Source organism: Pseudosporangium ferrugineum, assembly GCF_003002065.1.
Taxonomy (GTDB): Bacteria; Actinomycetota; Actinomycetes; order Mycobacteriales; family Micromonosporaceae; genus Actinoplanes; species Actinoplanes ferrugineus_A.
Map to the genome: position 1 here is coordinate 774,033 of NZ_PVZG01000001.1, position 18,798 is coordinate 792,830.

Consider the following 18,798-nt stretch of genomic DNA (forward strand, 5'->3'; position numbering starts at 1 on the left):
GGGGGCATGCAGGCAACCATCAATGGGACCGTCGTCGCCGACGCGGCCGAGCCGGATCTGATCACCATCGAGGGCAACTACTACTTCCCGCCGTCCTCGCTCACCGCCGAGCTGTTCAGCGACAGCCCGACGCCGTACAACTGCCCGTGGAAGGGCGACGCGCAGTATCACGACGTGTCGGTGGACGGGACGACCTACCACGACGCGGCGTGGAGCTATCCGAAGCCGTACCCGGCGTCGTTCGACCGGGTCGGGCGTGACTACAGCGGCTACGTGGCCTTCGACAAGACGCAGGTGCAGATCGGCTGAGCCGCACCGCTACGCCGCCAGCACTCGCCGCAGCCAGTCGATGCGGGTGCGGCGGGCGGCGACGGAGATCGGCGCGTCCGGCACCAGGCCGTCGAAGCCGTGATAGCCGCCGGCCCAGACGTGCAGGTCGGCGGTGCCACCGGCGGCCCAGATCCGCCGGACGTAGTCGACGTCCTCGTCGCGGAAGATGTCCGCGCTGCCGACGTCCAGGAAGGTCGGCGGCAGCCCGGACAGGTCCGTCGCCCGGGCCGGTGCCGCGTACGCCGGCACGTCCGCCCCGCCGCGCGCCGTCCCGAGCAGCGCCGTCCAGCCGTACGAGACGTGGACCGCGGACTCCAACCTGACGGCAGGTCGCTGCGCTCGTCCCCGGCGACCATGCCGCCGCCGTGCAGGTAGAGCACGCACGGCAGCGGGCCGGTCTCCCCGGCGGGCCGCAGGATCAGCAGGTCGTCCCGCTCCTCGAAGGTCACCGCGCCGCCGCGGCGGACCTGCTCGTCGGTGAGCCGCTGCGCCGCGCCCAGCGCGCGCCGGGTGGCCAGCGTCTCGAGGGTCAGCGGGCGCGGGCCGGCAGCGAGGATCCCGGGCAGCGCGTCGCGCAACCCGGGATCCACGGCGGAGAGATCGCTCACCCCCGGCACGTTACCCGGCCGGGGCGCCGTCCGGTCAGTCCGTCGCGAGCGCCGCGACCGGGCTGACCTTCGCGGCGCGGCGGGCCGGCAGGACGCCCGCGGCGGCGGTGAACACGATCAGGGCCAGGAACACCACCAGGAGCTGGCCGGCCGGCAGTTCGAGCGGCGCGTTCACCCCGAGGGCCTTGAGCGACAGCCAGGCGTACGGGACGCCGAGCACGAGCCCGATCGTGGCGCCGATCAGGCCGTACAGGCTGGACTCGGCGGTGAGCATCGCCCGCAGGCCGCCGCGGGAGAGCCCGACGGCGCGCAGCAGGCCGGACTCGCGGACCCGTTCGACCACCGAGAGGGCGGTCGTGGTGCCGACGCCGACGACCGCGATCAGCACGGTCAGCCCGACCAGGCCGATGACGACGGCGAGGACGCCGTTGAGCACCAGGTTGAACTCGTCGCGCTGGTCGGCGAGCACCTCGACGCCGTACCCGGGGCGGCCCTGGACGGCCTGGCGCAGCGCCTTCTGCCCCGCGGTGCGGCCCTGCTCGCCGTCCTTGGCCGCGTCGGCCAGCACGCCGGAGTACGTGGCCGTCGCGCCCAGCTTGGTCAGGTCCGACGGGTCGAGCATGAAGTACGCGTGCAGCGGCCCGTCGTCCGGCAGTACGGCCACGACCTCGAGCTTGACCTGCTTCTTGCCCTTGGTGAGCGTGGTGGTGTCGCCGACGTGCAGGCCGTGGTTCTCGGCCGCGTAGCCGGCCAGGACGATCTTGCCGGGGCCGAGCGCGGCCAGCGAGCCCTCGGTCGCGTCGACCTTGCGCAGCTCGGGCAGGCCGGACATGACGAGGTCGGTCGGGGCCGCCTCGTCGTCCGTCGCGCCGACCCGGACGCCGGACAGCCGGCGGTACGGCGAGACGTGCGCCAGGTCGGGGCTCTGCCGGATCTGGTCCAGCACCGCCTGCGAGATCTTCTCGTCGCCGTTGGCGGTCAGTTCGTAGTCGGCGGGCGACGAGACGGCCATCTCCCGGCCGGCGAGGACGCGGACCGAGGCACCCGTCACCACCACGCCGGCGATGAGCGTGACGCCGAGGGCGACGACGATCGAGACGGCGGCCGCCCGGCGGGGGGCACCGCCGACGCCGCCGACCGCGAGCCGCCCGACCGGGCCGAGCCGGCGCAGCGGCCAGCCGACCGTGGCGAGCACCGGGCGCACGAGCAGCGGGCCGAGCGCCATCAGCGCCAGGAACGCCAGGGCGCCGGAGCCGACGGTGGCGAGCAGCATCGGCTCGGGGTTGTAGTTGCGGGTGTCACGGCCCGGCAGGTTGGTGAACACGTACGCGGCCAGCACCCCGGCCCCGCCGAGCAGCAACACGCCGAGCACGCCCCGCAGCACGCCGATGCTCTTGCGCCCGCCGGTGGTGCTCGCCGAGCGCAGCGCCTCGAGCGGTGCCACCTTCGCGGCGGTGAACGCGGGTGCCAGCACGGCCAGGACGGTGATGCCGACGGCGAGCGCGACCACGCCGAGCGCGGGCATCAGCGGCAGGCCGGGAGCGACCAGGTCGAGGTCGAACAGGCCGGCGAGCGGCAGCACCGCGTACCCGACCAGCAGGGCGCCCAGGACGCCCACCGTGCCCGCGACGAAGCCGGTCAGGGCGCCCTCCACCGCGAGGGCACGCCAGATGGAGCCGCGGCCCGCGCCGACCGCGCGCAGCAGCGCCAGCTGCCGCATGCGCTGGGCGAAGACGATCCGGAACGTCGAGGTGGCGACGAGGCCGGCCGCGAGGACGGCGACGAACACGAACACGCCCACCGCGATGAAGACCTCGTCGAGGTCGGAGGCGGCCTCGTTGGCCTCGGCCAGGCGCACGTCGTCGCCCTGCATGACGGCCGCCCGGTCGGCGCCCTCGGCGGGTGCCGGGGCCGCGGCGATGATGCGCTCCGCGGCGGTGGTGACGGCCGCTCGATCGGTGCCCGGCGCGAGCCGCAGTTCGACGCGGCTCATGTACTTGTCGCGCGAGAGCGCCGTCACGATCTTCTCCGGCGCGTACCCGACGAAGCCGTAGTCGCTGTCGGCGTCGACGATCCCGGTGACCTTGACCTGCGCCGGCTTGATCGGCCGGCCCTTGTCGTCCCAGTCGGTGTGGATGGTGACCGCGCTGCCGACGGGCAGGCCCATGCGGTCGGCGGTCCGCGGGGTCACCGCGATCTCGCCGGGCTTCGACGGGTACACGCCCTTGGCGATCTTCACGGTGGCGAGCGGGCCGCTGCCCGGGTCGGACATCACGGCGAGGTAGTCGCCGTTCAGGTCGCCGCCGCCCTCGGCCCGGCCGACCGCCTCGGCGACGCCGGGCAGGGCGCGCAGCGCGGCCACGTCGGCGGCGCGGATCTGCACCCCGCCGCCGCTGTCGGCCGGAGCGCCGATGACCAGGTCGACCGCGGCCGGGGTGCCGCTGAGCCCCTCGATCGCGGTCCGCTCGGTGATCTGCTGGGCGAGGACGGTGGCGTACACGACGAACGAGGCGACCAGCACGGCGAGGCCGGTCAGCAGGAGCCGGGCCGGGCGCTTGGCGACGCCGGCCAGCTGGGTTCCGAGGACCTTCACCGGTGGTTCCCCAGGCTCTGCAGGGCCTCGGTGACGGAGGCGCGGTCGGGGCGGTCGATCTCGCCGGCGATCCGGCCGTCGGCGAGCAGGACGACGCGGTCGGCGTACGCGGCCGCGCCCGGGTCGTGGGTGACCATGACGATGGTCTGGCCGAGGTCGCGGACCGAGCCGCGCAGGAAGGACAGCACCTCGGCGCCGGAGCGGGAGTCGAGGTTGCCGGTCGGCTCGTCGGCGAAGACCACCTCGGGGCGGGCCACCAGGGCCCGGGCGAGCGCGACCCGCTGCTGCTGGCCGCCGGAGAGCTCGCTGGGCCGGTGGGTGAGGCGGCCGTCGAGGCCGAGCACGCCGGTGAGGTGGGCGAGCAGTCCGCGCTCGGCGGTGCGGCCGGCCAGGTCCAGCGGCAGCGTGATGTTCTGCTCGGCGGTGAGCTGCGGGAGCAGGTTGAACGACTGGAAGACGAAGCCGATCCGCTCCCGGCGGACCTTGGTCAGCACCCGGTCCGGCTGCACGGTCAGGTCGGTGCCGCCGAGCAGGGCCTTGCCGGAGGTCGCGGTGTCGAGCCCGGCGAGGCAGTGCATCAGCGTCGACTTGCCGGAGCCGGACGGGCCCATGATCGCGGTGAACTGGGCGCGGGTGAAGCCGACCGTGACGCCGTCGAGGGCGCGCACCGCGGTGTCGCCGCTGCCGTACACCTTCACCAGGTCCACGGCCGCGACGGCGGTGAGCCGGCCGTCGGCGCCGCCCGCGGCGGGTGTCGTCGGCACGTCGGCCGGGGACTGGGTGTGCATGGGGTTGCCTCCGAGATCGCAAGAGATGACGCAAGTGGGGAACTGGGAGAATCCTGGGCGAGGGCACCCGGTCCGCACATCGGTCCGGGGTGGGGCTCGCGGTCCGGCGTGGATCTGCCTTTCGGCCGATGGAGCGCCGGGAGGATGCCATTACGCTGGGTCACGATGTTGACGCAACGCCTGCTTCTGCTGCGCCTCGGCCAGCTCGCCGCCCTGTTCCTCATGGCCTGCCTCGGTCTCTTCGACCTGGCCAACGGCATGACCAACAGCGGCTCCTTCGTGCTGATCCAGATCCTGACCGCGATCGCGACGGCGGTCGTCTGGCTGCCCCGCCATCGCCAGGGCTCGAAGCGTCTGCCGAAAGTCGCACTGGCGCTCGGCATCGGCTCCCTGCTGCTGACGATGGTGCTGACCGGCGACTCCGGGACGGGCGGCAGTTACGGCCTCGCCGAGACCGTCGGACTGCTGGGCGTCCTCTTCGTGGTCAGCCGCCGCGGCGACGCGCAGTGGGCCGTCGGCGGGGTGCTCGCGGTGTCGATGGCGCTCGGCTTCCTCCCGCTGCGCAGCGGGCTGGACTACGAGATGGTCATCGTCGGCCTGATCCAGGGCCTGGCCGCCACGGCCGTGATCGGCCTCGGCGTCTACCTGCGCAACATCGAGGCGACCCGCCGCCGGGCGATGGATTCGGTACGCGCGGAGCAACGCGCCGAGTTCGCCCGCGACCTGCACGACTTCATCGCCCACCACGTGACCGGCATCGTCATCCAGGCCCAGGGCGCCCGCTTCGTCGCCGAGCAGGACCCCAAGCGGGTGCTGCTGGCGCTGGAGCAGATCGAGGCCGCGGGCGCGGAGACGATGGCGTCCATGCGCCGGATGGTCGGCGTCCTGCGCGACCCCGAGGCGAAGCCGGACGCGCCGCTGACCCCGCTGGCCGGGGTGGACGAGCTGGGCCCGCTGCTGGAGCAGTTCACCAACTCGGGCGGCCCGCTGGCCCGGCTGCACCTGGACGGCAGCACCACCGGCGTGCCCGTGGAGGTGTCGACCTCGGCGTACCGGGTGGTGATGGAGGCGCTGACCAACATCCGCCGGCACGCGCAGGGCGCCCGGGTGGCCGACGTGTGGGTCCGGCGTACGCCCGACTGGCTGCTCGTCCGGGTGGCGAACGACGGTTTGCCCCCCAGGGCTCCCGCGACCCGGGAGGCGCCGGGGTACGGTCTCGTGGGCCTGCAGGAGCGGGTCCGCGCGGTCGGCGGGCGCATCACCGCCGGGCCGGGCATCGACGGCGGCTGGGTGGTCGACGCGGCCCTGCCGCTCGACCAGGAGGTGACGCGGTGATCCGCGTGATGATCGCCGACGACCAGGCGATGGTACGCACCGGCTTCGGCATGATCATCGGTGCGCAGCCCGACATGGAGCTCGTCGGCGAGGCGGCCGACGGCGTCGAGGCGGTGGCGATGGCCCGCAAGCTCAAGCCGGACGTGGCGCTCTTCGACATCCGCATGCCCCGGATGGACGGCCTGGAGGCGCTGCGGCTGCTGGCCGGCCCCGGCGTCGCCGATCCGATGAAGGTCGTCGTGGTGACCACCTTCGACCTCGACGAGTACGTGCACCAGGCCCTGCGCAACGGCGCCGCGGGTTTCCTGTTGAAGGACTCCGGCCCGTCGCTGCTCGTCGAGGCCGTCCGCGCGGCCGTGTCCGGGGACGCGCTGATCAGCCCGTCGATCACCGTACGGCTGCTGGAGCACCTGTCCCCGCCGGCGCCCAGCGACGACGACGGCGGCCTCTCCCCGCGTGAGCTGGACGTGGTCAAGCTCGCCGCCCGCGGGCTGACCAACGCCGAGATCGCCACGCAGCTGTTCATCTCCGTCGGCACGGTGAAGACGCACCTCGGCAGCGTGCAGACCAAGCTGGGCGCCCGCAACCGGGTGGAGATCGCGGCGTGGGCGTGGGAGCGTCGGCTGGTGAGCTGACCCTGAACGGGGGATTCCTCCCCTTTGTCCATCAAAACAGGCCCGCGCCGACCGGCCCCGCGCCGACGATCTTGGCCATGCAGCTCAAGCGAAGTGCGCGCCTCGGCCTGGCCGCGACGACAGCGTTCCTGACCACCGCCGGCCTCGCCGCCGCCGTCACCCCGACGGCGGCGGCCGCACCGGCGGCGAACTGGAACCAGGACGGCTACGGGGCCGGCCACACCTTCTACAACCCCGCCGAATCCGTGATCAACTCCGGCACGGTCAAGAAGTTGAAGACCCGCTGGACGGTGACCCCCAAGGCCGCCGTGGACAGCTGCCCGCTGAACCCGGTGGCACCCGTGGTGGCCGACGGCCGGATGTTCGTCCTGGAGCCGGACGGCAACGGCGTGGGGGCGTACGACACGAAGACCGGCAAGAAGCTCTGGGCCCACTTCGCGGGCTACCTGGAGGCCACCGGGCTCGCGGTCGCCGGCGACACGGTCGTCGTCACGGACATCGCCTGCTACTCCAACAGCAACTACGACAGCAACGTGATCGCGCTGGACGCGGCCACCGGCGATGAACGGTGGAGCAGCATCACCGGCTGGACCACCGACACCGTCGTCGTCGACGCCGGGACGGTCGCGGTCTCCGGCTACTGCGGCATCTGCGACGAGGAGCACGGCGTCCAGGCCTTCCGGCTGTCCGACGGCGCGTCGCTGTGGAGCCGACCGAACGCCGTCCTGGCCGGCCCGGTCTCCCGCGGCGGGCGCATCCTGCTCGCCGGCACGACCAGCGCGTACACCGAGGACGCCTCCATCAAGACCGGCATCGGCACCTGGGGCACCGGCCTGCGGTACGCCGCCGGCGCCGCCGACCCGTCCCTCCCCCAGTTCTACGTGTCGAACTCCGCCGGCCTGCGCGCCCTCGCCGCCACCAGCGGCAAGACGCTGTGGTCGGTGAAGAACGAGGCGGGCGAGCTGGCCACCGACGGGCGGCGGGTCTACGTCGCCTCGGCCGGGCGGATCAACGCGTACGACACGGCGAAGGGCAAGCTGCTCTGGACGCGGGCGCTCAAGACCCCGGGCCACCTGGTCCGCGCGGGCGGCCTGCTGTACGCGACCAGCGGCAAGTCGCTGCTGGTGCTGGCGCCGACGAGCGGCAAGACGATCCGCACGTTCGGCACCGCCACCGACCACGTGGTCCTCTCCGCCGGGCGGCTGTACGTCACGAACGGGCGGACGGTGCGGACGTACACGCCGTGACGAGCTCGTCCACGAAGTCCTCGGTGACCTCCTGGCCGGTCACCAGGATCCGGTAGTAGACCGGGCCGACCAGGCGGTCCACCAGCACCTCGAGGTCCGTGCCCGCGGGCAGCTCGCCACGCGCCACCGCGCGTTCGAGCGGCCCGCGGTCGCGCGCCCGCTGCCTCGTCAGATGGTCCTGGCGCAGCCGCGCCGCGAGCGCCGGATCGTGCTGCGCCTGCCCGGCGAGCGCCCGGAACACCGCGCCGGCGTCGGAGCCGGTGAGATACCGGGCCAGCGAGATCAGATACCCCCGCAGATCGTCCGCCAGGTTCCCGGTGTCGGGCGGCGTCAGATCCTCGGCCGCGTCCTCGGCGTACGCGTCGAGCAGCACGTCGGTCTTCGACGGCCACCACCGGTAGATCGTCTGCTTGGCGACGCCGGCCCGGGCCGCGATGCCCTCGATGGTCAGGGCGGCGAAGCCCTTCTCCGCGAGCAGGTCGTCGGCCGCCCGCAACACGCTGCGCCGGGCCTCCTCGCTCCGCCCGTGCCGGTTGCCCCGGTGGTTCATCCTCGACGCCCTTCTTGTCGAGACGCAACGTTGCGTCTACTCTAACTGCCATGACCACCACCTTGACACGGTCGGCCGCTGCCGCCGTACTCGACAGGCTCTTCGCCGCCGCCGAGCGGGACGACGACCGTCCCGTTCCCGATCTGTCGCGCGCGGACGCCCGGCAGCGGGCCGACGCCCTGCGGGACATCTACATGCCGGTCTCCCGCAGCGGCGGCGAACTGCTCTACGCGCTCGCCCGCACCTGCCGCCCCCGCACGGTCGTCGAGTTCGGCACGTCGCACGGCATCTCGACGATCTTTCTGGCCGCGGCGGTGAGCGACAACGGCGAGGGGCACGTCCTCACCACCGAACTGAGCGCCGACAAGGTCGCCGCGGCGGGGGACAATCTGGCGCGGGCGGGCCTGGCCGGCGTCGTCACGATCCTGCCCGGCGACGCCCTCGAGACGCTCGCGGACGTGCCCGGCCCCGTCGACCTCGTGCTGCTCGACGGCTGGAAGGAGCTGTGCCTGCCGGTCCTGCGGCTGCTCGAACCGCGGCTGCGGCCGGGAGCGCTCGTGGTCGCCGACGACACCACGTTCGCGAGCATGGGCGACTATCTGGCGTACGTGCGCGATCCCGCGAACGGATACGTCACCGTGGACTTCCCGGTCGCGGACGGCATGGAGCTGAGCTGCTTCACCCCGGCAGCGTGATCCAGTAGCGCCGCACGGGGCCGTAGGCGGTGTCCCGGACGTCCTCCAGCACCCCGCCGTTCGCCTCGATCACCCGGCGCGACCCCTGATTGTCCACCTTGCACGTCAGCAACACCCGATCAAGACCGAGCTTCCTCGCGTACGCGAGAACCTCCGCCAGCGCGGCCGAGGCGAGGCCACGACGGCGGGCCGCCGGGCGTACGCCGTAACCGATGTGCCCGCCACCGTCCAGGAGCGCCTCGGTGAGCTCGTGCCGCAGCGAGATCGTGCCCAGCACCTCGTCGCCCTCGACGATCCACCAATAGGTGCAGTGCACCCACCCCGGCACCGGCGGCACCTCGGGATCCGACTCGCGCAGCAGCCTGCGGACGTAGGCGGCGAAGCCGTCCGCGGTGTCCACCTCGTCCCCGGGCCGCAGCCCGGACCCGTCCTGGTGGACGCCGCGCCCCCAGTCGTCCCGCGCGGCGAGCCACTGGCGGTGCAGACGGGCGGTGGGCGCGATCAGCTGCGGCATGGCAGGCAGATTAACGGCGCGGTGCGGGACCGGCCACCTGATTCAGGTCCGACGCCTCGAGCCGGGCGAGGACGCGGCGGGCCATGTCGCCGAGGGCGGCCAGCTCCTCGCCGGAGAGGGCGTCGAGGACCAGCGACCGCACCGCCTCGACGTGGCCGGGGGCGCTCTCCCGCACCTTCTGCCACCCCGCCTCGGTGAGCACGGCGTTGGTGTACCGGCCGTCCTCGGGGCAGGCCCGGCGCTCGATCCAGCCCCGCCCCTCGAGCCGCTTGACCACGTGCGACAGCCGGGACAGCGACCCGTTGGCGAGGGCGGCCAGCGCGCTCATCCGGCGGGTCCGCCCCGGGGCCTCGGAGAGGTTGGCCAGCACCAGATACTCGAAGTGGTTGAGGCCGGAGTCGCGCTGCATCTGGGCGTCCAGTGCCGCGGGCAGGCGCAGCAGCAGCCCGCCCACCGGGAGCCAGGACTCCAGCTCCTCGCTGCTCAGCCAGCGGGCCGGTCGCGCGGGTTCGGCACTCACGCCACCATCGTACTGTGAGTTTGAAGCTTCAACTAGGGCCCGTACGGGCTACGCGGCCAGGCCCAGCAGGCGCTGGATCTGGGACTGGCGGGCGACGGTCATCCGGCCGGCGAGGTCCCGGGCCGGCGGGTACCGGCCGCCCGCGGACTCCATCCGGGCCACCTCGACGCAGTTGTGCAGGTGGCCGAGGAGCAGGCTGACCGCCGTACGGTCGAAGTCGCCGCCCTTCGCCGCGGTGAGCTCGGCGATGTCGGACGGCCGCAGCGAGTGCAGGTCTCCGTGGCCGGCGTGAGCGCCGGCGTCCGGGTCCGCGGACGCCGGCTGCTGCCAGCCGGTCAGCCAGCGGCGCATCGTCGCGGCCTCGGCCGCCCACTGCCCGCCGAGCTCGGTCGCGAGCGCCCGGATCCGCGGGTCCGCCGCCCGCCGCGCGGCGGGCGAGACGACCCGGTCGCCCTGGGCGATGTACTCCAGGCTCATCTGCAGGAACATCACATCGGTGCCGTTGTACGCCGCAGCGGGCGCCGGCTCCGGCGTGGCGGCGCCGCCGCAGCCCGCGAGCAGCAGCGCGAGGAGCAGCGCCACGACGCGCGGGGCGGGTCCACGCCGGTGGCCGTGGACCCGCCCCGGGGTCATCGTCAGATCCGTTCCCACAGCGCCGGCACGTTCGGCGGCTCCCAGCCGGCGAGCGCGGTGTGCGCCTGGCGGCAGCGGTACGTCGCCCCGCCGTAGGTGACCGTGCTGCCCACCGCGTACGCCGTACCGGCCTGCCAGGTGCCACCGGCCGGCGGCGTCGTGGGCGGGGTGGTCGGCGGCGGGTTCGGCGGGGTGGTCGGCGGCGTCGTGGGCGGCGGCTGGGTGCCACCGCCGCCGATGTTGAGGTCCACGCAGGCGTAGAAGGCGTTCACCGTGTCGGCGATGTTCCACCGGGCCAGCAGGGTCTGCCGGCCGGAGAAGCTGCCCATGCTCACCGTGTGCGACTTGGTGGCGCCGGGCTGCGCGCCGCCGTCGTTGAAGGAGGCGAGCCGGGTGTTGCCGATGAAGTACTCCCACGTGCTGGTGGCGTGCCGGGCGGTGAGCACCCAGTTGAACGTCACCGTCCGCCCGACCGACGCGGCCGGCCAGTTCTTGCCGTTGTCGTTGAGGACGGCGAAGCGGCTGCCGCCGCCGTTGCACTGCATGGAACCCTTCGGGGCCTCGACGCTCTGCGGCTCGTAGATGATGTCGCCGCAGTTCGCCACCGCGCCGCTGGCGCAGTTGGCCTGCCGACTGGGCGGCGAGGAGATGTAGCCGTGCGCCGAGGCGGGTGCGACGGCGACGAAGAACGAGGCTCCGATGGTGGCGGCGCTGAGCAGGGGAAGGGCGATCCGGCGTCTCATGAAGGGCTCCTCTTCATGGGGGACGGCGAGCCGGGCTGGGGGGACCCGGCCCGCCGCGGGACACGTCCGGGAAGTGCGCGGGAAGGGCACTGGGGGGATCCCGGCTGTTCGCTCAACATAAGTTAAAGCTTGTTAACAGTAAAGAGAGATAGTGAAGTTTTTCGATCCCTGTATTCCCCGCGCTCAGCTTCCCCGCGGGCCTGCCGAACAGCAGGACGTGGGTGAACTTCGCGACGTGATCGGCGGCCGCGCGGTCACGCCGGTGTTCCAGCCGCTCGTGTCGCTGGCGTCCGGCGCCCTGGTCGGCTACGAGGCCCTCGCCCGCGGACCGGCCGGCACCCGCTGGGAGGCCCCGGCGACGCTGTTCGCCGCCGCGCGCGAGGCGGGGCTGGACGGGGAACTCGACTGGGTGTGCCGGGCGGCGGCGTACCGGGTGGCGCTCGAGGCGGGCCTGCGTACCCCGCTGTTCGTCAACATGGAACCCCGGGCCTGGCGTACGCCCTGCCCGCCCGACCTGGCCGGGGTGGTCGCCGCGGCCCACGACCGGCTGCGCGTGGTCACCGAGATGACCGAGCGCGCCATCGCCGACGACCCGTCCGCGCTGCTGGCCGCCACGGCGCACTGCCGCGCGGCCGGCTGGGGCGTGGCCCTCGACGACGTGGGCGCCGACCCCATGTCGCTGGCCCTGATGCCGTTCGTCCACCCCGACGTCGTCAAGCTCGACATGAGCCTGCTGCGCTCGCCGTCGGAGCCGTACACCGCGCAGGTGGTCGCGGCCGTGCAGGCGTACGCGGAGGCCAGCGGGGCCACGATCCTGGCCGAGGGCGTGGAGACCGCGGTGCACGAGCGCATCGCCCGGACCATGGGCGCCACGATCGGTCAGGGGTGGCGCTACGGACGGCCGGGACCGCTGCCCGCCACTGCCCCGGCCGCGGCACCGCTCCTGACGCCGGCGTCCCGGCCGGCGTCGATCGCGGGGACGCCGTACGAGATCGTCGCGCCGCGCCGCCCGGTCGTGGAGACCACCAAGGGGGAGCTGATGCCGATCAGCCGCCACCTCGAGGCCCTCGCCGAGGACGGCCCGGTCCTGCTCGCCTGCTTCCAGGACGCCCAGCACTTCACCCCCGCGACCGCCCGCCGCTTCGCCCGCATCGCCCGGCACAGCCCGCTGGTCGCGGCGATCGGGGTCGGCCTGCCGGAACGACCGGCCCCCGGCATCCGCGGCGCCTCGCTCACGACCGGCGATCCGCTGCGCGACGAATGGAACGTCATCGTCGTGGGCCCGCACCGCGCGGCCGCCCTGGTGGCCCGTGACCTCGGCGACACCGGTCCGGACCGCGACCGCCGCTTCGCGTTCGCCACGACCCACGACCGCGACCTGGTGATAGCGGCGGCCCGCTCGCTGCTCCGCATCATCGCCCCGGCCGAGGGCGCCGACGCCGCGGGCCTGCTCACCCCGGCCTGACCGGGCCGGCGGTCGCGCTCAGGACGCGGCGGCGAGATCCTCCAGGGTGGCCCGGGCGCCCTTGGTGTGCAGGGAGGAGAGCACCGACCGGTACGCCGACACGAAGCGCTCGTCGTCGATCAGGTCGCCGAAGACGTCGCGGTTCGCGAGGAAGGCCAGGGGGTCCTCGCGCTGGCGGCGGGCGGCCTCCATGAGGGGCTCGCGGAGGTTGTCCACGACCTCGATCGGCCTGCCCTGCTCGTCCACGCCCTCGGCGTAGCGGGCCCACGACGCCACCACCGCGGTCGCGCGGAGGATCTCGCCGCCGGTACGCAGGTTGTGGCGGATCACCGGCAGCAGCCACTTGGGGATCCGGTCGGAGCTCTCCGCGCACAACCGCGCGACCGTGTCCCTGACCTGGGCGTTGGAGAAGCGGTCGATGAGCTGGTGCTGGTACTCGTCCAGGTCGATGCCGGGCACCGGTGCCAGCGTCGGGGCGGCCTCGCGGGCCATGTACGCCAGCAGGAAGTCCGCGAACAGCGGGTCCTGGGCGGCGTCGTGCACGAGCCGGTAGCCGCTGAGGTAGCCGAAGTAGCAGAGCGCCTGGTGGCCGGCGTTGAGCAGGCGCAGCTTCATCAGCTCGTACGGTTCGACGTCCGCCACGACCTGCACCCCGGCGTCCTCGAACGGCGGCCGGCCGAGCGGGAACGCGTCCTCGAGCACCCACTGGGTGAAGGGCTCGCAGACCACCGGCCAGGCGTCGTCCACGCCGAACCGGCTGCGGACCTCCTCGCGATCGTCGTCGGTGGTCACCGGGGTGATCCGGTCCACCATGCTGTTCGGGAACGCGACGTTCCCGTCCACCCAGGAGCCGAGTTCCGGGTCGCGCAGCGTGGCGAAGGCGACGAAGCTGCGCCGGGCGGCGTCCCCGTTGCCCTGGATGTTGTCGCAGCTCATGATCGTGAAGGGCGGCAGGCCGCGGGCGCGGCGGCGGGCCAGCGCCTCGGTGATCAGCGCGAAGGTGGTCCGGGGCACGGCGCCGGGCCGCAGATCGTGCCGGACGTCCGGGTTGTCGGCGAGGAACTCCCCCGTGACCGCGCTGAAGTTGTAGCCGCCCTCGGTGACGGTCAGCGAGACGATGCGGACGCCGGCGGAGGCCATCTTCTCGATGACGGCCTCGGGATCGTCGGGCGCGTACAGGTATTCGGTGATGGCGCCGACGATCCGGGGCTCCAGCGTGCCGCCGGGCGCCTTGACGACCAGGGTGTAGAGGCCGTCCTGGGCCGCGAGCACGTCACGCATCCGCCGGTCGGCGGGCATCACCCCGACCCCGCAGATCGCCCAGTCGAGGGCCTTGCCCGCGGACATCAGGCGATCGAGATACATCGCCTCGTGGGCCCGGTGGAACCCCCCGACCCCGAAGTGCACGATCCCGGTACGCAGGGCGCCGCGGTCGTACGCGGGGACCGGCAACCCGGCCGGCAATGACGACAGGTTCCGGGCGTTGAGCGGCAACATCGGGTGTCCTCCCGCACGGCGAGGGGCCTGGGACAACCCCAGCATCGCATCCCGCGGAGCCGCCCGCTGGTGCCCGGCCGCCGACCCGGGCGGGCGCCGTGCGCAAACGGTCACGGCCCGGCGGTGGTGCACCGCCGGGCCGTGCCGTTCCCGCCGCTCAGGCGGTCAGAACCGGCGCCGGGGCGGGCTTGTCGCCGGTCAGATGCCGCAGATAGGCGGGCAGGGTGAGGAACTCCGGGCAGGTCCGCTCCGTGAGCAGCACGGTGAGCAGGGTGCGGGCCTGCCCGAAGCGCCGGGCGGCGTCCTCGTCGAGCGCGCCGGTCTCGGCGAGCACGTCCAGCTCCTCGCGGAGCATCCGGGTCACCAGCCCGGCGGTCACCGGCACGCCGTAGTCGGTCGGGGTCCCGGTCGAGATCCACTGCCAGAGCTGGGTACGGCAGATCTCCGCGGTCGCCGCGTCCTCCATCAGCCCGCCGAGCGCCACCGCGCCCCGGCCGCCGAGCCACGCGGCCGTGTACCGCAGCGCCACGCTGGCGTTGGTGCGCAGTGCCACCTCGCTGACCGCCACGGCCGTCTCCTTGACGTCGAGCAGGTCCTCCGCGGTGACGTGCACATCGTCGCGGCGGCGCACGATCTGATGCGGCTCGAAGCCGAGCCACTGATCGAACACCTCCCGGCACGTCTCGACCAGGCCCGGGTGGGCCACCCACGAGCCGTCGAAGCCGTCGCCGACCTCGCGCCGCTTGTCCTGCCGGACCTGGTTGAGGGCCCGCTTGGCGGCGACCGGGTCACGGCTGGGCACGACGGCGGCCATGCCGCCGATCGCGTGGGCGCCGCGCCGGTGGCAGGTCCGGACCAGCAGTTCCGTGTACGCCCGCATGAACGGCGCCGTCATCGTCACCTGCGAGCGCTCCGGCAGCACCACGTCCGGCCGGTTCTTGATCATGCTGAACAGGTAGTCCCACCGGCCCGCGTTGAGCCCGGCCGAGTGCTCGCGCAGCTCGTACAGGATCTCGTCCATCTCGAAGGCCGCGGTGATGGTCTCGATCAGCACCGTCGCCCGGATCGTGCCGCGCGGGATGCCGAGCTGCTGCTGGGCGAAGACGAACACGTCGTTCCACAGCCGCGCCTCGAGGTGGTTCTCGAGCTTGGGCAGGTAGAAGTACGGGCCGCTGTCGCGGTCGAGCTGCCTGCGGCCGCAGTGGAACAGGTACATGCCGAAGTCGAACAGCGACGCCGACACCGCGCGACCGCCGATCCGCAGGTGGCACTCGGGCAGGTGCCAGCCGCGGGGCCGGACCATGATGGTCGGCATCGACTCCCCGACCCTGTATTCCTTGCCGTCCGGGGCGGTGAAGTCCAGCCTGCCGTCCAGCGCGTCGCGCAGGTTGAGCTGGCCGAGCACCACGTTCTCCCAGGTCGGCGACGTGGCGTCCTCGAAGTCGGCCATCCACACCTTGGCGCCGGAGTTGAGCGCGTTGATCGTCATCTTGCGCTCGGGCGGGCCGGTGATCTCCACCCGCCGGTCGGTCAGGTCCTCGGCGGGCGGTGCCACCGTCCACGAGTCGTCCTTGCGGACAGCCTCGGTCGACGGCAGGAAGTCCAGCTCCGTGGTGCGGGTGGCCCGCCGCCGGCGCCGCCGCTCGAGCAGCTGCACCCGCCGCGCGCCGAACTCGCGGTCCAGCGCCACGACGAAGTCGATCGCCTCGGGGGTGAGGATCTCGGCATAGCGCCCCTGACTCTCGCCGGTGATGGTGATCTCCTCGCCGCTCATCAGAACTGCTCCGCCTCGGTCGAGCCGGACAGCGCCGTCGTGGAGCTCTCCGGGTTCAGCGCGGTCGAGACGGCGTCGAAGTAGCCGGTGCCGACCTCGGCCTGGTGCTTGGTCGCGGTGTAGCCCTCGGACTCGGCCGCGAACTCGGCCTCCTGGAGCTTCACGTACGCGCTCATGCCGGTCTCGGAGTAGCCCTTGGCCAGCTCGAACATCGAGTGGTTCAGGGCGTGGAAGCCGGCCAGCGTGACGAACTGGAACTTGTAACCCATCGCGCCGAGCTCCTTCTGGAACCGGGCGATCGTGGCGTCGTCGAGGTTGCGCTTCCAGTTGAACGACGGCGAGCAGTTGTACGCCAGCATCTTGTCCGGGTGCACCCTGTGGACCGCCTCGGCGAAGGACCGCGCGAACTCCAGGTCGGGCTTGCCGGTCTCGACCCAGAGCAGGTCGGCGTAGTCGGCGTACGCCACCCCGCGGGCGATCGCGGACTCCGGGCCGCTGCGCACCCGGAAGAACCCCTCGGCCGTACGCTCACCGGTGAGGAACGGCTTGTCCCGCTCGTCGACGTCGGTGGTGAGCAGGTCGGCGGCGAGCGCGTCGGTGCGGGCGATGATCAGGCTGGGCACCCCGGCGACGTCCGCGGCGAGGCGGGCGGCGTTGAGCGTACGGATGTGCTGCGCGGTCGGGATGAGCACCTTGCCGCCCAGGTGGCCGCACTTCTTCTCGGAGGCCAGCTGGTCCTCCCAGTGCACGCCCGCGGCGCCGGCGGCGATCATCGCCTTCATCAGCTCGAACGCGTTGAGCGGACCGCCGAAGCCGGCCTCGGCGTCGGCGACGATCGGTGCGAACCAGTCGCGCTCGTGGCGGCCGGCGGCGGTGTCGATCTGGTCGGCGCGCAGCAGGGCGTTGTTGATCCGGCGGACCACGGCCGGCACCGAGTTCGCCGGGTAGAGGCTCTGGTCCGGGTACGTGTGCCCGGACAGGTTCGCGTCGGCGGCGACCTGCCAGCCGGAGAGGTAGATCGCCTTCAGGCCGGCCCGCACCATCTGCACCGCCTGCCCGCCGGTGAGCGCGCCCAGCGCGTTGATGTACTCCTCGTCGTGCAGCAGCTCCCACAGCCGCTGCGCACCGCGCTCGGCGAGGGTGTGCCGTTCCTGCAAGCTGCCCCGCAGACGGACGACGTCCTGCGCGGTGTAGCTGCGCTTGACGCCGAGCCATCGAGGATCGCCGGCCCAGGCCCGAGTGAGGTCCGCGGCGGTACCGCCCCTGACGTCGGTCAGCTGATCAGTCATCTCTTGTCCTTTCCGCCCTGCTCCCCGGTGGAAGAACTCGACTGTTGCGCAGCCCCACCCGCCCTCTGAAGCCGTTTGTGAGGAGAAGAATCGTTAATCTTCTGCTAGCGTAAAAACCCGTGACGGCTTCACCTTCCGACGCCAGCGTCGATCTCGTGACCCTCGGCCAGCGGCTGCGCCATCTGCGCCGGTCGAAGAACATGACCCTCGACCAGCTCAGCGCCGCGGTGGGCCGGGCGCCCTCCCAGTTGTCCCTGATCGAGAACGGCAAACGGGAACCCAAGCTCAGCGTGCTGCAGGCGATCGCGGGTGCTCTGGGCGTACCGATGCAGGATCTGTTGCGGCCGGAAGCGCCGAGCCGGCGCGCCGGGCTGGAGATCGAGCTGGCCCATTTCCAGCGCGAACCCGCCTACCTGGCGCTGGGGCTGCCGGCCGTGCGGGCCGGGCGGCGGCTGCCCGCGGACGCCCTCGAGTCGCTGATCGGCCTGCACCGGGAGCTGACCCGGCTGCTCACCGAGCAGAGTGCCACGCCCGAGGTGGCGCGGCGGGCCAACCAGCAGCTGCGCGAACGGATGCGCCGGCGCGACAACTACTTCGCCGACGTCGAGCGGGCCGCGGCGAAGGTCCTCCAGTCGGTCAAGCACGCCACCGGCCCGCTGTCGCAGCGCGGCATCCTCGACATCGCGGCCCACCTCGGCTTCAGCCTGCACTACGTGCCCGACCTGCCCGGCTCCACCCGCTCGGTCACCGACCTGCGCAACCGCCGCATCTACCTGCCGCAGGTGGCCAGCAACAAGGGCCACGACCCGCGCGCCGTGGTGCTGCAGACCCTCGGCCACTTCGTCCTCGGCCACGAGGACCCGGCGGACTACGGCGACTTCCTCCGCCAGCGCGTCGAGGCCAACTACTTCGCGGCGGCGCTGCTGATGCCGGAGAAGTTCGCCGTCGAATTCCTCAGCGAGGCGAAGGCCGACCGGGCCCTGGCGATCGACGACTTCCGCGACGCGTTCGGGGTCTCCTACGAGACGGCGGCGCACCGCTTCACCAACCTGGCGACCCACCACTTCGGCATCCCGGTCCACTTCTGCCGCGTCCACGAGAGCGGCACGGTCTACAAGGCGTACGAGAACGACGGCGTCCGCTTCCCCGCCGACGTGACCGGCGCGATCGAGGGCCAGCCGGTCTGCCGCAACTGGGCCTCCCGCACGGTCTTCCAGGCCCCGGACCCGTACTCGTCCTTCTACCAGTTCACCGACACCGTCGGCGGCACGTACTGGTGCACGGTGCACGTGGAATCGACCCGCTCGGGCGAATTCTCGGTGACGGTCGGCACCCCGTACGAACACGCCCGCTGGTTCCGCGGCGGCGACACCGCCCGCCGCACGGTCTCCCGCTGCCCGGACCCGGACTGCTGCCGCCGCCCCCCGGCGGCCCTGGTCCGGCAATGGTCGGGCCACGCCTGGCCGAGCGCCCGGGTGCACTCGCACCTGCTGGCGGCCCTCCCGCCGGGCACCTTCCCGGGTGTCGACGCCCAGGACGTCTACGAATTCCTGGACCGCCGAGCCCAGCCCTGACCGGGTAC

The 18,798-nt window shown here is 72.9% G+C and carries 18 protein-coding genes; 7 read left to right on the forward strand and 11 right to left on the reverse strand.

The window, feature by feature from the left end; translation table 11 throughout:
• Window positions 1-6 precede the first annotated feature (6 nt).
• A complete protein-coding gene (locus CLV70_RS03355; RefSeq protein ID WP_106124792.1) occupies window positions 7-309 on the forward strand; it encodes a DUF427 domain-containing protein in 303 nt (100 codons plus the stop codon).
• A 9-nt stretch (window positions 310-318) separates the two neighbouring features.
• Here the strand turns inward: CLV70_RS03355 and CLV70_RS03360 are convergent, their stop codons facing one another.
• The 3 genes from CLV70_RS03360 to CLV70_RS03370 form a co-directional block, all read right to left on the reverse strand.
• Window positions 319-648: an alpha/beta hydrolase gene (locus tag CLV70_RS03360; protein WP_245907987.1), complete on the reverse strand. Its 330-nt coding sequence runs from the start codon at window positions 646-648 to the stop codon at window positions 319-321.
• Window positions 649-972: 324 nt separating this feature from the next.
• Window positions 973-3,531: an ABC transporter permease gene (locus tag CLV70_RS03365; protein ID WP_106124794.1), complete on the reverse strand. Its 2,559-nt coding sequence runs from the start codon at window positions 3,529-3,531 to the stop codon at window positions 973-975.
• Entirely contained in the window at window positions 3,528-4,319 is a 792-nt protein-coding gene (locus tag CLV70_RS03370; protein WP_106124795.1) for an ABC transporter ATP-binding protein, read from the reverse strand. The genes CLV70_RS03365 and CLV70_RS03370 overlap by 4 nt, the downstream gene beginning before the upstream one ends.
• 165 nt (window positions 4,320-4,484) lie before the next feature.
• Here CLV70_RS03370 and CLV70_RS03375 point away from each other — a divergent pair, with 165 nt between their 5' ends.
• The 3 genes from CLV70_RS03375 (at window position 4,485) to CLV70_RS41650 (ending at window position 7,536) form a co-directional block, all read left to right on the forward strand.
• Window positions 4,485-5,654, forward strand: coding sequence for a sensor histidine kinase (locus CLV70_RS03375; RefSeq protein WP_106124796.1), 1,170 nt, complete (start codon window positions 4,485-4,487; stop codon window positions 5,652-5,654).
• Window positions 5,651-6,289, forward strand: a complete 639-nt coding sequence (locus tag CLV70_RS03380) for a response regulator (protein ID WP_106124797.1) — start codon at window positions 5,651-5,653, stop codon at window positions 6,287-6,289. The genes CLV70_RS03375 and CLV70_RS03380 overlap by 4 nt, the downstream gene beginning before the upstream one ends.
• A 77-nt stretch (window positions 6,290-6,366) precedes the next feature.
• Entirely contained in the window at window positions 6,367-7,536 is a 1,170-nt protein-coding gene (locus CLV70_RS41650) for an outer membrane protein assembly factor BamB family protein (protein ID WP_106124798.1), read from the forward strand.
• Here CLV70_RS41650 and CLV70_RS03390 read toward each other — a convergent pair.
• On the reverse strand, window positions 7,499-8,086 hold the full coding sequence (locus CLV70_RS03390) for a TetR/AcrR family transcriptional regulator (RefSeq protein ID WP_106124799.1): 588 nt from the start codon (window positions 8,084-8,086) through the stop codon (window positions 7,499-7,501). The two genes, CLV70_RS41650 and CLV70_RS03390, sit on opposite strands and share 38 nt — an antisense overlap.
• 50 nt (window positions 8,087-8,136) lie before the next feature.
• Between CLV70_RS03390 and CLV70_RS03395 the strand changes: the two genes are divergently transcribed.
• Window positions 8,137-8,781, forward strand: a complete 645-nt coding sequence (locus CLV70_RS03395; protein WP_106124800.1) for an O-methyltransferase — start codon at window positions 8,137-8,139, stop codon at window positions 8,779-8,781.
• Here the strand turns inward: CLV70_RS03395 and CLV70_RS03400 are convergent.
• The 4 genes from CLV70_RS03400 to CLV70_RS03415 are packed head-to-tail and all read right to left on the reverse strand — an operon-like array spanning window position 8,765 to window position 11,191.
• Window positions 8,765-9,295, reverse strand: a complete 531-nt coding sequence (locus CLV70_RS03400; RefSeq protein ID WP_106124801.1) for a GNAT family N-acetyltransferase — start codon at window positions 9,293-9,295, stop codon at window positions 8,765-8,767. The two genes, CLV70_RS03395 and CLV70_RS03400, sit on opposite strands and share 17 nt — an antisense overlap.
• A gap of 10 nt (window positions 9,296-9,305) precedes the next feature.
• The gene (locus CLV70_RS03405; protein WP_106124802.1) at window positions 9,306-9,815 is read right to left on the reverse strand and encodes a MarR family winged helix-turn-helix transcriptional regulator; all 510 of its coding nucleotides are present in this window, start codon (window positions 9,813-9,815) and stop codon (window positions 9,306-9,308) included.
• A 48-nt stretch (window positions 9,816-9,863) separates the two neighbouring features.
• The gene (locus tag CLV70_RS03410) at window positions 9,864-10,466 is read right to left on the reverse strand and encodes a DUF305 domain-containing protein (protein ID WP_245907988.1); all 603 of its coding nucleotides are present in this window, start codon (window positions 10,464-10,466) and stop codon (window positions 9,864-9,866) included.
• Window positions 10,451-11,191, reverse strand: coding sequence for a lytic polysaccharide monooxygenase (locus tag CLV70_RS03415; protein WP_106124804.1), 741 nt, complete (start codon window positions 11,189-11,191; stop codon window positions 10,451-10,453). The genes CLV70_RS03410 and CLV70_RS03415 overlap by 16 nt, the downstream gene beginning before the upstream one ends.
• Window positions 11,192-11,408: 217 nt before the next feature.
• Between CLV70_RS03415 and CLV70_RS03420 the strand changes: the two genes are divergently transcribed.
• Window positions 11,409-12,656, forward strand: coding sequence for a sensor domain-containing phosphodiesterase (locus CLV70_RS03420; protein WP_106124805.1), 1,248 nt, complete (start codon window positions 11,409-11,411; stop codon window positions 12,654-12,656).
• A gap of 18 nt (window positions 12,657-12,674) precedes the next feature.
• Here CLV70_RS03420 and CLV70_RS03425 read toward each other — a convergent pair whose 3' ends face one another.
• From CLV70_RS03425 to aceA, 3 genes are all read right to left on the reverse strand, one after another.
• Window positions 12,675-14,153 (reverse strand): mannitol dehydrogenase family protein, encoded by a 1,479-nt coding sequence (locus tag CLV70_RS03425; protein WP_106124806.1) that lies wholly within the window; start codon window positions 14,151-14,153, stop codon window positions 12,675-12,677.
• Window positions 14,154-14,310: 157 nt separating this feature from the next.
• Complete coding sequence (gene aceB / locus CLV70_RS03430; RefSeq protein WP_106124807.1) at window positions 14,311-15,927, reverse strand: malate synthase A; 1,617 nt, start codon at window positions 15,925-15,927, stop codon at window positions 14,311-14,313.
• Window positions 15,927-17,216 carry an isocitrate lyase gene (aceA, locus tag CLV70_RS03435; RefSeq protein ID WP_106124808.1) on the reverse strand — a complete coding sequence of 430 codons (1,290 nt, stop codon included), beginning with the start codon at window positions 17,214-17,216 and terminating at the stop codon, window positions 15,927-15,929. Before aceA ends, aceB begins: the two co-directional genes overlap by 1 nt.
• Before the next feature lie 119 nt (window positions 17,217-17,335).
• Between aceA and CLV70_RS03440 the strand changes: the two genes are divergently transcribed.
• On the forward strand, window positions 17,336-18,790 hold the full coding sequence (locus tag CLV70_RS03440) for an XRE family transcriptional regulator (protein ID WP_106124809.1): 1,455 nt from the start codon (window positions 17,336-17,338) through the stop codon (window positions 18,788-18,790).
• Window positions 18,791-18,798: the final 8 nt, after the last annotated feature.